General features: G+C 74.9%; 12 protein-coding genes. 4 read left to right on the forward strand and 8 right to left on the reverse strand.

Translation table 11 applies throughout. From position 1 onward, the window contains the following. Positions 1–3 precede the first annotated feature (3 nt). Complete coding sequence (locus ABTY04_RS01340; protein WP_352211298.1) at positions 4–1,164, reverse strand: MFS transporter; 1,161 nt, start codon at positions 1,162–1,164, stop codon at positions 4–6. A 108-nt stretch (positions 1,165–1,272) separates the two neighbouring features. Between ABTY04_RS01340 and ABTY04_RS01345 the strand changes: the two genes are divergently transcribed. Then, complete coding sequence (locus tag ABTY04_RS01345; RefSeq protein WP_352211230.1) at positions 1,273–2,028, forward strand: AraC family transcriptional regulator; 756 nt, start codon at positions 1,273–1,275, stop codon at positions 2,026–2,028. A gap of 23 nt (positions 2,029–2,051) precedes the next feature. Here the strand turns inward: ABTY04_RS01345 and ABTY04_RS01350 are convergent, their stop codons facing one another. Then, positions 2,052–2,618 carry a dihydrofolate reductase family protein gene (locus ABTY04_RS01350; protein WP_352211231.1) on the reverse strand — a complete coding sequence of 189 codons (567 nt, stop codon included), beginning with the start codon at positions 2,616–2,618 and terminating at the stop codon, positions 2,052–2,054. Positions 2,619–2,636: 18 nt separating this feature from the next. On the opposite strand from ABTY04_RS01350, the gene ABTY04_RS01355 reads away from it, so the two are divergent. Continuing rightward, positions 2,637–3,722 carry an enoyl-CoA hydratase/isomerase family protein gene (locus tag ABTY04_RS01355; protein ID WP_502996531.1) on the forward strand — a complete coding sequence of 362 codons (1,086 nt, stop codon included), beginning with the start codon at positions 2,637–2,639 and terminating at the stop codon, positions 3,720–3,722. 48 nt (positions 3,723–3,770) lie between these two features. Here the strand turns inward: ABTY04_RS01355 and ABTY04_RS01360 are convergent, their stop codons facing one another. Further along, complete coding sequence (locus tag ABTY04_RS01360; protein ID WP_352211233.1) at positions 3,771–4,694, reverse strand: SDR family oxidoreductase; 924 nt, start codon at positions 4,692–4,694, stop codon at positions 3,771–3,773. A 145-nt stretch (positions 4,695–4,839) separates the two neighbouring features. Between ABTY04_RS01360 and ABTY04_RS01365 the strand changes: the two genes are divergently transcribed. Then, positions 4,840–6,090 (forward strand): cytochrome P450 family protein, encoded by a 1,251-nt coding sequence (locus ABTY04_RS01365; protein WP_352211234.1) that lies wholly within the window; start codon positions 4,840–4,842, stop codon positions 6,088–6,090. Positions 6,091–6,157: 67 nt separating this feature from the next. On the opposite strand, the gene ABTY04_RS01370 is transcribed toward ABTY04_RS01365, so the two are convergent. Both ABTY04_RS01370 and ABTY04_RS01375 read right to left on the reverse strand, forming a co-directional pair. Continuing rightward, positions 6,158–6,820: a response regulator gene (locus ABTY04_RS01370; protein WP_352211235.1), complete on the reverse strand. Its 663-nt coding sequence runs from the start codon at positions 6,818–6,820 to the stop codon at positions 6,158–6,160. Further along, positions 6,817–7,971 (reverse strand): sensor histidine kinase, encoded by a 1,155-nt coding sequence (locus ABTY04_RS01375; RefSeq protein ID WP_352211236.1) that lies wholly within the window; start codon positions 7,969–7,971, stop codon positions 6,817–6,819. The genes ABTY04_RS01370 and ABTY04_RS01375 overlap by 4 nt, the downstream gene beginning before the upstream one ends. A gap of 259 nt (positions 7,972–8,230) precedes the next feature. Between ABTY04_RS01375 and ABTY04_RS01380 the strand changes: the two genes are divergently transcribed. After that, positions 8,231–9,763: an alpha/beta hydrolase family protein gene (locus ABTY04_RS01380; protein ID WP_352211237.1), complete on the forward strand. Its 1,533-nt coding sequence runs from the start codon at positions 8,231–8,233 to the stop codon at positions 9,761–9,763. A 42-nt stretch (positions 9,764–9,805) separates the two neighbouring features. Here ABTY04_RS01380 and ABTY04_RS01385 read toward each other — a convergent pair whose 3' ends face one another. The 3 genes from ABTY04_RS01385 to ABTY04_RS01395 form a co-directional block, all read right to left on the reverse strand. Further along, on the reverse strand, positions 9,806–10,879 hold the full coding sequence (locus tag ABTY04_RS01385) for an alpha/beta hydrolase (protein WP_352211238.1): 1,074 nt from the start codon (positions 10,877–10,879) through the stop codon (positions 9,806–9,808). A 46-nt stretch (positions 10,880–10,925) separates the two neighbouring features. Continuing rightward, complete coding sequence (locus ABTY04_RS01390) at positions 10,926–12,530, reverse strand: molybdopterin-dependent oxidoreductase (protein ID WP_352211239.1); 1,605 nt, start codon at positions 12,528–12,530, stop codon at positions 10,926–10,928. A 252-nt stretch (positions 12,531–12,782) separates the two neighbouring features. Next, positions 12,783–13,178, reverse strand: coding sequence for a hypothetical protein (locus ABTY04_RS01395; protein WP_352211240.1), 396 nt, complete (start codon positions 13,176–13,178; stop codon positions 12,783–12,785). Positions 13,179–13,185 lie beyond the last annotated feature (7 nt).

A 13,185-nucleotide genomic window follows, 5' to 3' on the forward strand; every position in this document is an offset into this window, starting at 1 on the left:
CGCTCAGGCTGCCGGCGGTGCGGGCTCCGGGAGCCGCCGGGCCAGGGCCCAGGCCACCAGCGGGAGAACGGCCAGCGGGAGCAGGGCCGTCCGTACCGAAGTGGCGTCCGCGACGGCCCCGACGAAAGGGCTCGCCACCCCGCCGACGCTTACCGTGAGGCCGAGGGTGACCCCGCTCGCCGTGCCCATGCGGGCCGGCAGGTAGTCCTGGCCCAGGGTGACCTGGAGCGAGAACGGCACGTACAGGGCGGCGGCCGCCAGCGCCGCGCAGGCGTACACCAGGGGGAGGGGCAGGAAGAGCACCCCGGCGATGGCGGGCGCGGCCGCCGCGTACGCCCGGTGGACGGTGGTGCCCCGGCCCCAGCGGGAGGCCAGCCGGCCGCCGAGCAGGGTGCCGCCCGCGCTGCCCGCGAAGAGGGCGAACAGGGCCGCCGCACCGGCGGTTTCGCCGCCGCCGCGCTCGCGCACGTACAGCGCGATGAACGTGCTCAGCCCGATGAAGGCGACCGAGCGGACGACCACCACGAGGGAGAGCCGCAGGAAGGCCGGACGGTTCTCGGGGCCGGGTGCCGCATCCGGGCGCACCGCCCCGGAGACCCTCGTCGCCGTCGTGCCGGCCCCCCGGTCCCGCGCCGGCCGCGGGAGGTTCAGCAGGACGCCGAGTGCCGCGGGCAGGGCCAGCAGCCACCAGCCCGCGGGCCCGGACACCGACAGGGCCCCGACGACGAGCAGCGGCGCGCACGCGAAGCCGATGTTGCCGCCGAGCGCGAACCAGCTCATCGCCGTGTGCCCGGATCCGCCCGGGCCGGTGCGGACCAGCCGGGCGGCCGCCGGGTGGTAGGCCGCGACACCCAGCCCGGACAGGGCGACGGCGGCCACGGTGGCCGGATAGCCGGCGTCCGCACCGACCAGGGCGATGCCGAGGCCCGCGGCGGCCGTGCTCAGCGGGATCAGCCAGGGCATCGGCCACCGGTCGGCCAGCGCCCCGAACAGCGGCTGGACCACGGAGGACAGCAGCGAGGCGGCCAGCACGATGCCGGAGGCGGCGGCGTAGCCGTACGCGCGCTCGGAGACGAGGAAGGGGACGAGCGCGGCGACGGCGCCCTGGTACACGTCCACGCAGGAGTGGCCGGCCGCGTGGGCCGCGATGCGGCGGCGCCGCACGGAAGGGGTGTTCGTCGCGGAGAGCTGCTCCGGAGCGGTCTTCGATGGGTTCACCGGTCGAGAATCGCCCGTGCGGCCTGCGGCCCGCTTCCGATAAATTGCCGGGTGATGCAGAAAATCCGCCACACTCCCCGGGCCGCGACCAGCATCCGCGAGCTCGACACCAACGTCGGGATCGATCCGCACCGGCACGACGACCACCAGATCGCCTACGCCGGTTCCGGCGTGCTGTCCATCACCACCGACGCCGGTACCTGGGTGGCCCCCACGACCCGCGCCCTGTGGATCCCGGCCGGGACGGTGCACGAGCACCGCGCGTACGGGCGCACCGACCTGCACTCGGTGGGCCTGCCGACCCGCCTCAACCCGCTGTCCCTCGACACGCCCGCCGTGATCGCCGTCGGACCGCTGCTGCGGGAGCTGATCCTGGCCTACACGCGGGCCCCCGGCGACGGCAGCCCCCAGCGGCGCCGGATGCTCGGGGTGCTGCTCGACCAGCTCCGCGCCTCCCCGCTGCAGCCGCTGCACCTGCCCGCCCCCGCCGACCCCCGGCTGGCTGCGGTGTGCGCCCTGCTGCACGCCGATCCGGCGGACTCCCGCGGGCTGGCCGCGCTGGGCGCCGCGGCCGGGGCGGGGGCCGGCGAGCGCACGCTGAGCCGGCTGTTCCGCGCCGAGCTGGGCATGACCTTCCCGCAGTGGCGCACTCAGCTGCGGCTGCACCAGGCGCTGCGGCTGCTGGCCGTCGGCACCCCCGTCACCGCGGTCGCGCACCGGTGCGGCTGGTCCTCGGCGAGCGCGTTCATCGACGTCTTCCGGCGGGCCTTCGGGCATACGCCAGGAGCCCACCCCCGCCGTCTGCCGTAGGCGCGGACCCCGGGATGCGGGCCCTACGGGCGTGCGTACGAGAGCCGCACCACGCCGGTGCCGAAGGTGAGGGTGCCTTCGAGCCGGAGCGGCACCGGGGCGGCGACCGGCGGGAACAGAGGTGTGCCGCTGCCGATGCGCACCGGGTGCACGTAGATCCGGTACGCGTCCACCAGGTCGTGGTGCAGGAAGGCGGCGGCGATACCGGCCCCGCCCAGGACCAGGTCGCCGCCGGGGGCCGCCTTGAGCGCGGCGACCTCCGCCGGGACGACGTCCCGCACGAGCGTGGAGTTCCAGCCGAGGTCGGCCTGGCGCAGCGTGCGCGAGTACACGTACTTCGGTGCTTCCAGCCAGATGTCCGCGAACTCGGCCATCGGGCCGGTGATCGCCGGGTCGGCATGGGCGGTGGGCCAGGAACGGGCCATCAGCTCGTACATGACGCGGCCGTGCAGGAAGCCGCCCGCCGTCCGGAGCTCGTCGTTCATGTGCCGGTGGAGTTCGTCGTCGACTCGATGCCAGTCGATCTGCCGTTCGGGCCCCTCGATGAAGCCGTCGAGGGACACCGACATCATCAGAATGATCTTCCGCATGTCCGGCCACGCTACATACTGGCCGGTGTGAAATCCGAAGATGCCGTCGACGACACGGTCCTGCTTGCGGTCGAGGGCCGGACGGGGCTGATCACCCTCAACCGCCCCAAGGCCCTCAACGCCCTCACCCACCCCATGGTGCTGCGGATCGACGAGGCCCTGCTCACCTGGGAGCGGGACCCGGCCGTCGATCAGGTCCTCATCCGCGGCGCAGGCGAGCGCGGCCTGTGCGCCGGCGGGGACATCCGGGCCATCCACGACGACGCCAAGGCCGGAACCTCGGCCTCCGCCGACTTCTGGCGCGACGAGTACCGGCTCAACGCCCGGATCGCGCGCTTCCGCAAGCCGTACGTCGCCCTCATGGACGGCATCGTGATGGGCGGCGGCGTCGGCGTCTCGGCCCACGGCAGCGTCCGCGTCGTCACCGAGCGCTCCCGCGTCGCGATGCCGGAGACCGGCATCGGCTTCGTGCCGGACGTCGGCGGCACCTACCTGCTCGGCCGCGCCCCCGGCCAGCTCGGCACCCACCTCGCGCTCACCGGCGCCGCCGTGGGCGCCGCCGACGCGCTGCTGTGCGGACTCGCCGACCACTTCGTCCCCGCCGACCGGCTCCCGGAGCTGACCGCCGCCCTCGCCGGATCGCCCGCCCACGAGGTGCTGCCGCGGTTCGCCGGCACTCCCGCCCCCGGTGAACTGGCCGGGCGGCGCGACTGGATCGACCGCTGCTACGCGGCGGACACCGTCGAGGAGATCGTCGAACGGCTGCTGACCGAGGGCGACCCGGCCGCCAAGGAGACCGCCGAGACCATCCTCGCCAAGTCCCCGACCTCGCTCAAGGTCACCCTCGCCGCCGTCCGCCGGGCCCGCGGCCTGGGCCCGCTGGAGCAGGTGCTGGTGCAGGAGTACCGGGTGTCCTGCCACGCCCTGCGCGCGCCCGACCTGGTGGAGGGCGTACGTGCCCAGGTCGTCGACAAGGACCGCGATCCACGCTGGTCCCCGCCCGCGCTGGCCGACGTGTCCGACGAGGACGTGGAGCGGTTCTTCGCCCGGCTCGGCCCCGACCGCGAGCTCAGGCTGCCGTCCACCGCGGAAGCGGCGCACTGACGGGGGTCCGTGCGGCCCCGGCGGCCGGTGCGGCGCCCGCGGGGCCGGTCAGCGGTAGCCGGTGGTGTCGGCCGGGCGGCCCGGGTCCTGGACCTCGACCATGTACCGCCACGCGTCCGGCCGGCTGCCGTCGAGGTCCGTGAAGCCGTAGACCCGGGCCAGCTGCCCGCTGGAGAGCGAGCGCCCGTTCCAGCGCGCCACCTCCGGGTCCGCGGCGAGCGCCGCGACCGCCCGCCCGACGTACGACGGCGTCTCGGAGATGGCGAAGTGAGGGACCTTCTCCAGCGCGTCCCGCCAGTTCGCCTCGGTCACGCCGAAGGTGTCGAGCATCATCTCCGAGCGCAGCCAGCCCGGTGTCAGCGCCACCGCCGTCGCACCGCGGGTCCCCAGCTCGTGCCCGAGCGCGAACGCCATGCGCAGGACCGCCGACTTGGCGATGTCGTAGAAGAACGACACCCGGTACCGGGTCGCGTTGTACTCGGCCGTGCCGTCCGTCATCTCCACCACCAGCCCGCCCGGCTCGCGCAGCAGCAGCGGCAGCGCGAAATGACTGGTGACGGCATGGGTCTCCACCGCGAGCCGCAGCAGCCGCAGCCCCTTGTCCAGGTCGTGCTCCCACACCGTGCTGTCCCACTCGAAGAGCAGCTCGCCGCCCCAGATGTCGTTCACCAGCACGTCGAGACGCCCCTGTTCGGCGTCGATCCGTCCGACCAGCGCCTCCACCTGCCCGGGCACCAGATGGTCCGTGACCACCGCGATACCGCGCCCGCCCGCCGCCGTGACCAGCTCCGCCGTCTCCTCAACGGTCTCCGGCCGGCCGTACTCCGAACGGCTGCCGCGCGTGCTGCGCCCCGTCACGTACACCGTCGCGCCCTGCGCGCCCAGCTGGACCGCGATACCCCGGCCCGCGCCCCGCGTCGCCCCGGCCACCAGGGCGACCCTGCCTCCGAGAGGCAGCCGTGCTTCCGCCATGCCCCGACCCTACGCCGACACCGGCCGCCGGCCGGGCCCGTACACGTGCCGGACCCCTGAACGTGTCCCCTGAACGGACTTGTACAACCCGCCCTTCAGACCGCACTGTTGGCCGAGATTCGTCCAAACGGTCAGGAGACCCGGCTTGTCACCCGACAACACACACACGCCCGCGCACGTCATCGACCCCGCCGGCGGCTGCCCGCACGCCCTCAACGCCCGGCTGCGCGCCCAGGGCCCAGTGGCGGACGTCGTCCTGCCCGGAGGGGTGCCCGGGGCGGTCGTCCTCGGACACGAAGCGCTGAAGGAGTTCCTCGCCCACCCCGACGCCGCCAAGGACGCCCGGCACTTCCCGCCCCTGCACGACGGCACCATCCCCGCGGACTGGCCGCTGCGGGTGTTCGCCAACGCCCAGGGCATGCACACCGCCGACGGCGCCGACCACCGCCGGCTGCGTTCCCTCGTCGGCAACGCCTTCACCGCCCGCCAGGTGGAGCGGCTGCGGCCCCGCATCGAGGAGCTGACCGCCGGACTGCTCGAAGACCTCGGCCGGGCCGCGGCCGAGGCCCCCGACGGCGTCGCGGACCTGCGCACCCACTTCGCGCTGCCGCTGCCGATGAGCGTCATCTGCGAGCTGCTCGGCGTGGACCCCGAGCACCGTGGCCGGCTGCACCACCTGTCCAACACCGTCATCATCGCCACCGACACCACGCCCGCGGAGGCCATGGCCGCCGTACGGGAGCTCGTCGAGCTGATGGGCACCATCGCGGCCGCCCGTCGCGAGGCCCCGGGCGACGACCTGACCAGCGCGCTGATCGCCGCCCGCGAGGGCGACGGAGACCGGCTCAGCGAGGCCGAACTCATCGGCACCATGCGCCTGATGCTCGTCGCCGGCCACGAGACCACCCTCAACCTGATCAGCAACGCCGTCCGCGCCCTGTGCACCCACCGCGACCAGCTCGCCCTGGTCCAGGAGGGCAAGGCCACCTGGTCCGACGTGGTGGACGAGACCCTGCGCTGGGACGGACCCGTCAGCTGGTTCCCCTTCCGGTACCCCACCCGCGACCTGACCGTCGACGGAACCGTGATCCCGCAGGGCACCCCTGTCCTCGCCGGCTACACCGCGGCCGGCCGCGACGAGGCCTTCCACGGCCCGGACGCCGACCGGTTCGACGTCACCCGCCCCACCGCCGCCCGCAACCTCTCCTTCGGGCACGGCGCGCACTACTGCGTGGGCGCCCCGCTCGCCCGCCTGGAGGCCACCATCGCCCTGGAGCGGCTCTTCACCCGCTTCCCGGACCTCGACCTCGCGGTGGCCGAGCCCGAACTCCCGCACCAGCGCAGCTTCATCGGCAACAGCGTCGAATCCCTCCCGGTCCGCCTTTCCCGGGGCTAGGGCGCGTCCCCCCCTCCCGGCACCCCACGTGGTGGGGGTCTGGCGAGCGCTGGACGTACCGTTCCTCTCAGGCCGGGCGGACCAGGCGGTTGTCGTGGGCGAAGACCACGGCCTGGATCCGGTCGCGGAGTTCGAGCTTGTGCAGGATCCGCCCCAGATGGGACTTCACGGTCGCCTCCGCGAGGTACAGTGCGGCCGCGATCTCGGCGTTGGACAGGCCGCGGCCGACCTCGACGAGCACCTCGCGCTCACGGGCGCTCAGCCGGTCCAGCCGCTCGTCGCGGACGGCGGCGCCGCCGTCGGGCAGGTGCGGACGGAAGTCCTCCAGCAGGCGCCGGGTGATCCGCGGGGAGAGCACGGCGTCGCCCGCCGCGACGTTGCGGATCGCGGTGAGCAGCTCCTCCGGCCTGGTGTTCTTCAGCAGGAAGCCCGAGGCTCCGGCGGCGAGACCGGCGAAGGCGTACGCGTCCAGGTCGAAGGTGGTCAGGATCAGCACTCTGCTCTGCGGGGAGACCTCGACGACCTGTCGGGTCGCCTCGATCCCGTCCGTACCGGGCATCCGGACGTCCATGAGGACGACATCGGGCCGCAGCTCCCGGGCGAGGCGGACGGCCTGGGCGCCGTCCGCGGCCTCGCCGACCGGTGTCATGTCGGGCTGGGCCTCCAGGACCGTGCCGAAGGCCATCCGGAGCAGCGCCTCGTCGTCGGCGATCAGGATGCGGATCGTCATGCGGAGGCCGCCCCGCCGCCGCCCAGGAGGAGTCGGGTACGGACGCCCCAGCCGCCGCCCGGAAGCGGTCCGGCCTGCAGCGTCCCCCCGTAGGCGGCCGCGCGCTCGCGCATGCCGGGGATGCCGTGGCCGGGCGGTGCGGCGGCGGGCCGCGCCGGGCGGGGGCCGCTGTCGGTGACGTCCACGCCGACGGCCTGGGCCGAGCACTCGACCAGGACCGTCGCGCGGGTGCCGGCGGGTGTGTGCTTGAGGGTGTTGGTCAAGGCTTCCTGCACCAGACGGTAGACGGTGAGTTGTGCGGTGGCGGGGACGTGGGTGTGGCCGCCGCGGACCTCCAGGCGGGTCGGCAGCCCGGCGGCGCCCATCTGGTCGGCGAGGGCCTCCAGCTGGGAGATGCCGGGCGGCGGGTGGCGCTCCGCGTCCCGCTCGCCGGTCCGCAAGACGCCCAGCGAGCGCCGCATGTCGGTCAGCGCCTGCCGGCCCGTCTCGGAGATCTGCAGCATCGCGGCGGCGGCCCGGTCCGGGGACCTGTGCTGGGCGTAGACGGCGGCGTCGGTGAGCGCGACCATGACGGACAGGTTGTGGGTGACGATGTCGTGCATCTCGCGGGTGATCCGGGCCCGCTCCTCGGCGACGGCCAGCCGTGCCTGCTGCTCCTGGTGCAGCGCCAGCCGTTCGGCCCGTTCCTGCACGGCGGCGAGGTAGGCCCGGCTGGTCCGCACGTTCACCCCGAGGACGGCGGCGGCGACGACCGTCGCGGAGAGCGCGACGAAGGGGGTCAGGAACGCGCCGTCCGGTACCCAGCGCAGGCAGGCCAGCACGGCTCCGCCCTCCACGACGGCACCGGCGAGGAGCGTGCCGCGCCGGCCTGTGTGCGCGGCCGCCGTGCAGAGGGCCACCAGCAGGGCGACGTCCGCGGGCAGTTGGACGTCCATCAGCCACTGGACGAAGGCCGCGGCCGCCACGGCGCCGAACACCGCGAGCGGGGCCCGGCGCCGCCACAGCAGGGGGAGCGCCAGGGCGGCGGTGAGCGCCGCGGCCACCGGCAGCTCCCGCGCCGGGTAGGCGGTCATGACGTTGAGGAGGAGAAGGATCGGCAGCGCCGCGTCCCACACCAGGGGCGGTACCCGGTCCCGGTGGCGCACCGTCACATCTCCCCGTCGATCGGTCGTCGTGGCGGCCCGACCGGGACCGTCAGCGCGTACAGCCGGAGCCTAGGCCGCGGGGGCGGCGGCGCGCATGAGCCCACCGTCCGACCGCACCCTGCCGGGGTACGACCGCAGGAGGAGGCCCACCACCTCCCGCGGTCGCAGAGCGGCCGCCGGACGGGCGTGACCGGTTGCCACTCCGGTCGCACCGCGGCCCGCCCGGGTTGCGACCGGAGTGGCAACCGGCGGCGACCCGGGACCGATGCGGCGGCGCGGACCCGGCGTCGAGCATGGCCGGGTGACCGAAACCATCACGGGGCTGTCGATGTCCCTTCCGGAAGTCCTCGTCCTGCTGGGTGCATTCGCGCTGGTGGCGGCGCGCTGGCTCCCCCCGGCCGCCCGCCGGCCCGTCACGATCGGGGCGGGGGCGGTGCTCGTGGCGTCCGCGACCGTGCTGGGCGTGGTGGGGATCCGCTGGCAGCTGCTGCCGGTCCTGGCCGGCGCCGCCCTCGCGTCGGCGTTCGCCCTCCCGCCCCTGCTGCGACGCCGTACCGGCCGACCGGCGTGGCGGGCCCGCTGGTGGCTGGCCCTGCCGGGATCGCTGGCCTGCGCCGGCCTGATCACCATGGGCCCGGTGGCGGCCTGGGCCTTCCCCGTGCCCGAGTTCCCCGAGCCGTCGGGCGGCTTCGCGGTCGGCACCCGGGTGGTGCAGTGGACCGACCCGCTCCGCCCCGAGAGCTTCACCGCCGATCCGGACGACCGGCGCACGGTCGTGGCCCAGCTCTGGTACCCCGCGCAGAAGAGCCCCGCCGGCACCCGGCGGGCCCAGTACCTGGGACGCACGGAGCAGGAGGCGCGCACCGTCGCCGAGGCCCTCGCCGACGGGGTCGGCCTGCCCGGCTTCCTGGTCGACGGCGTCCCGCGGGCTCGCAGCCGTGCGGTCGTCGACGCCCCGGTGGCCGGTGGGGGAGAACGGTTCCCGGTCGTCCTGTTCTCCCCGGGGTCGGGCGGGGTGCGGACCCAGAACACCGCCTGGGCGGAGGAGCTGGCCAGCCACGGCTACCTGGTCGCCGCCCTCGACCACCCGTACGACTCCGCCGTCGTCGTCCTCGCCGACGGCCGCACGATCCGCACCACGACCGCCTCCAGCGGGGACCGGGACCGGGACGAGGAACTGGCGGCGGGCTGGACCGCCGTCCGGGCCGCCGACCTCGGCTTCGTCCTCACCCAGCTGGAACGGCTGGACCGGGGCGAGACCGCCGACCCGCTGACCGGACGCCTGGACACCGGCCGCGCCGCGGTGGCCGGCCACTCCCTGGGCGGTGCCGCCGCCCTGCAGGCGGCCCGGCAGGACCGCCGGTTCGACGCCGTCGTCGACCTGGACGGCTACCCCCACGGCCCCACCGCGACCGCCCTTGAGCAGCCGGCGCTCGCGCTCACCCAGGAGATCGCCGCCGGCACCGACCCGCGCTACCTGCCCCGCCTCACCGACGCACTTGAGCACAGCACCGCGACGAGCTACCGGCTTGCCGTCCCCGGCGCCGGGCACCTCACCTTCATGGACGGCCCGCTCTACCTGCCGCCGGTGCCCTCGATCGTCGGCACCCTGGGCCGCACCGAGAGCCCGCGCGTCGTCGCCGGAGCCACCCTCGCCTTCCTGGACGCCGTCCTGCGAGGCCGCCCCGGCGACCCGGCCGAAACCCTCCGGGCCTACGGGAAGGTCTGCACGGTCTCACCATCAGGGGCTCGTCGGGGCACCTCCCGGCCGGAGGCTGGGGGAGAACTGCGAGGCTGACCCCGTGATCGGCCGAAGGTTGATCAATTACCCGACACTTTCTCAGCCGCGGCCGTCGGCGGGCGGTGAGAGCTCCGTGCTCAGCCAGCCCAGTGCGTCCGGGTACATCCCGGTCCAGGTCTGGAAGTTGTGGCCGCCGGCCGGGCGGACGAGGGTCTTGACCCGGACCCCGCTGCCCACCGCGGCCCGGCTGAAGGCCTCCAGCTGCTGCGGCGGGCTGTCCTTGTCCTGGGCGGAGGTGGCCAGGAACAGCCCGACGTCGGCCCGCTTGGCCTGCCGGACCAGCCACAGGGGGCTGTTCCGCTCCCGCAGGGTCTGATCGGCCAGCACGTCGGGGTCCCCGGCCAGCGGGTCCGGGTCGAGGGCCGCGCCCGCCCGGAACACCTTCGGGTACTGCAACGGCAGCTTGACCGCGCAGAACGCCCCGGTCGAGACGCCCATCAGCCCCCAGCCCCTGGGCTCGCGCAGGGTGCGGAAGTTCTTCGCCACCAGGTCCGTCACGTCCTCCGCGAGCCAACTGGCCACCTTCCGTGTCGGCGTGTTGCTGCAGTCGGTGTTCACCCCGCCCGGATAGATCTCCGGGATCACCAGGATGAACGGGCGCGCCGCGCCCAGCCGGATCAGCTGGTCCAGCGTCCCGGGCATGCCTCCCAGGTCGATCCAGGTCCGCGGCGATCCCGGATACCCGTGCAGCAGCATGAGCACCGGGAACCGGGTCTTCTCCGCGCCCGGTGCCCAGTACTCGGGCGGGGTCCACACGATCACCTGCCCGGCGAGCTTCGAATGCGAGCCGCGGAAGTAGGCGCTCTGCGTGCCGTCGCCGCCCTGGGTGAACCGGGCCCGGCCCAGCGGCGGCCCGGTCATCGCCGAGGAGTTCTGCACGTTCTCCATGCCCAGCAGGTCCCGCCACGAGGAGTAGAGCCCGTAGCTGCCGTTGATCCAGGTCGCGATCACCGCGATGGAGGTCAGCTGGCACAGCACGATCATCAGCACCCGCGTGGGCCAGCGCACCCACCCGGGCCCCGGGATCCGGTTCCACAGCAGCAGCGCGGCGAGCACGGCGAGCGCGGTGACGGCGATCAGCGTGACGAGGAACGACGTACTGGTCAGCTCCACGAGGGCCTGCTCCTGACGTACGGGCCGGATTCCCGCGAGGCCGCCATCATGCCTTCCTCCCGGGTCCGGGGCGGACACGCACGGTCACCGAGTGCCATCCGGTCGCCCCGTCGGGGACGGTCCCGGTCCGCACACCCGTCTGGACGGCGCCCGTACCGTCCGTGGCCCGGACCTCCAGGGTGTGCCCGCCGGGGGTCGCCTCCCACACCCACACCCACTGCCGCCAGGTGTCGTTGCCGTCCGCCGCCCCGAGCCGGGCCTCCTGCCACGGGCCCCCGTCCACCCGTACCTCCACCCGGGAGATCCCGCGGTGCTGGGCCCACGCCACCCCGGCCACCGCCACCGGCCCCTCCTGCGGCTCGGCGGACGGGCGCGGGGTGTCGATCCGGGACTCCGTCTTGACCGGGCCCTGCGGAGCCCACGACCGGCGCACCCAGTACGCGTCGTACGCCGCGAACGTCGTCAGCCGCAGCTCGCTCAGCCACTTGCACGCCGAGACGTATCCGTACAGGCCCGGTACGACCATCCGTACGGGGAAACCGTGCGCGAAGGGCAGCGGCTCGCCGTTCATCCCGACGGCCAGCAGCGCGTCCCGGCCGTCCATCACCGTCTCGACGGGCGTGCCGAGCGTCATCCCGTCCACGGACCGCGCCACCAACTGGTCGGCCGGACCGCCCTGCGAGGGCGGCCGGACCCCCGCCTCGCGCAGCAGGTCGGCCAGCCGTGCGCCGAGCCAGCGGGCATTGCCCACGTACGGGCCCCCGACCTCGTTCGACACGCAGGCGAGGGTGATGTCGTGCTCGACGAGGGGGCGGGCCAGCAGCTCGCTCAGCCCGAACTCCAGAGGGGTGGTGACGCCCTCCCCGTGGATGCGCAGCCGCCAGGTGTCCGCGTCCACCCGGGGGACCACCAAGGCGGTGTCCACCCGGTAGAAATCGCGGTTGGGAGTGATGAACCGGGAGATCCCGGGCACCCGTAGCTGCGCGCCGGGCGGGACGGGCGGCGCAGGCACGGCCGGCTTCGGCAGGACCAGATCCGCCCGGGAGGCCGTGGCCCCGGCCGAGCCGTACGCGCCCAGCCGGCGCCCGGCGTAGCCGATCCCGGCCGACGCCGCGAGCGTCGCGGCGACCAGCCGGCCGAAGCCGCGCCGGTCCATCGACCGGGCCCCGCCCGGCGGCGCGCCCACAGGGCGGGCCCTGGTCAGCGCGCTGACCAGCAGATACAGCACCCCGGCCGCACCCAGCCCGGCCGCCAGGGACGGCAGCGCGTCGCGCCAGGTCGCGTCCGGCCGGCTGAGCGCGGCCACCGCCCCCACCAGTCCGAAGCAGCCGGCGAGAGCGATCCCGGCCGGCAGGTGCCGTACGGCGAGCACCCCGGCCAGCGCGGCGACGGCACCGAGTACGACGATGATCCCGAGGGCAAGCAGCAGCTTGTCGGCGGTGCCGAACTCCTGCACCGCCCATTCCTTGACGCCCACCGGTGTGAGGTCGACGACGGCCCCGCCGACCGCCGTGACCGGGGAGGCCTCCGGCCGGACGGCCGCCGCGGCCAGTTCTGCCAGGGCCAGTCCGGCGAACGCGGCGACCAGCCCGCAGACGGCCCCGCCCAGGATGCGGCGCCGTCGCCCCAGGTCTGCCTTCACACGGGTCATGCGCAGTCACCGTCCGCCGCGAAGCCGGATTCCGGATGCCGATCGGAACGGGCCCCGCCCGCCGGATCCAGTGTGACTCCGACCGGGGCGGCCCGGCGCCCGGCCGGGCCCGGTTGGCCCCGTTCGGATCAGTGCGCCGGCGCCGGCGGCCCCTGGAGGGCGGCATGAGGCGCCTTCACCCCGTCCTCCGTACGGGTGAGCGGCCAGGATCCGCCCGGGCGCCGGACGGTGCGCTGCTCGAAGCCGGTGCGGTCATGCCCGGGGGTGGCCTTCGGCGGCGACCCGCTCGGCGGCTCGCCGGGCCATGGTCTCCAAGTGGTTCACCGTGCCCGCGTCCGACGGGCGGGCCGTCAGCTCACCGCGCTTGCGCAGTTCCACGACCCCGTCGGCGAGCCGGTCCCGCAGGTCGGAGCGGAGGGGTGCGTCCTGGGCCCGGTCGGCGGACTGCCGTAACCGGTCCAGGGCGAAGTCGGCGACCCCGGCGGCGAGGAGCGTCAGCAGCTCCAGGGGCACCGGCGGTGTCCGGTCCGCCGCGGGCGAAGTGTCCTGCGCGGGGCTCCCCGGCCCGGGCTGTGCGGACGGCCCGGGCCGTCCGGGCCGTCGGGGCTGTCCGGGCTGTCCGGGCCGTTCGTGTCCGGTCTGCGACATGCTCGGT

The sequence above is a fragment of the Streptomyces sp. NPDC097981 genome (assembly GCF_040302565.1).
Taxonomy (GTDB): Bacteria; Actinomycetota; Actinomycetes; order Streptomycetales; family Streptomycetaceae; genus Streptomyces.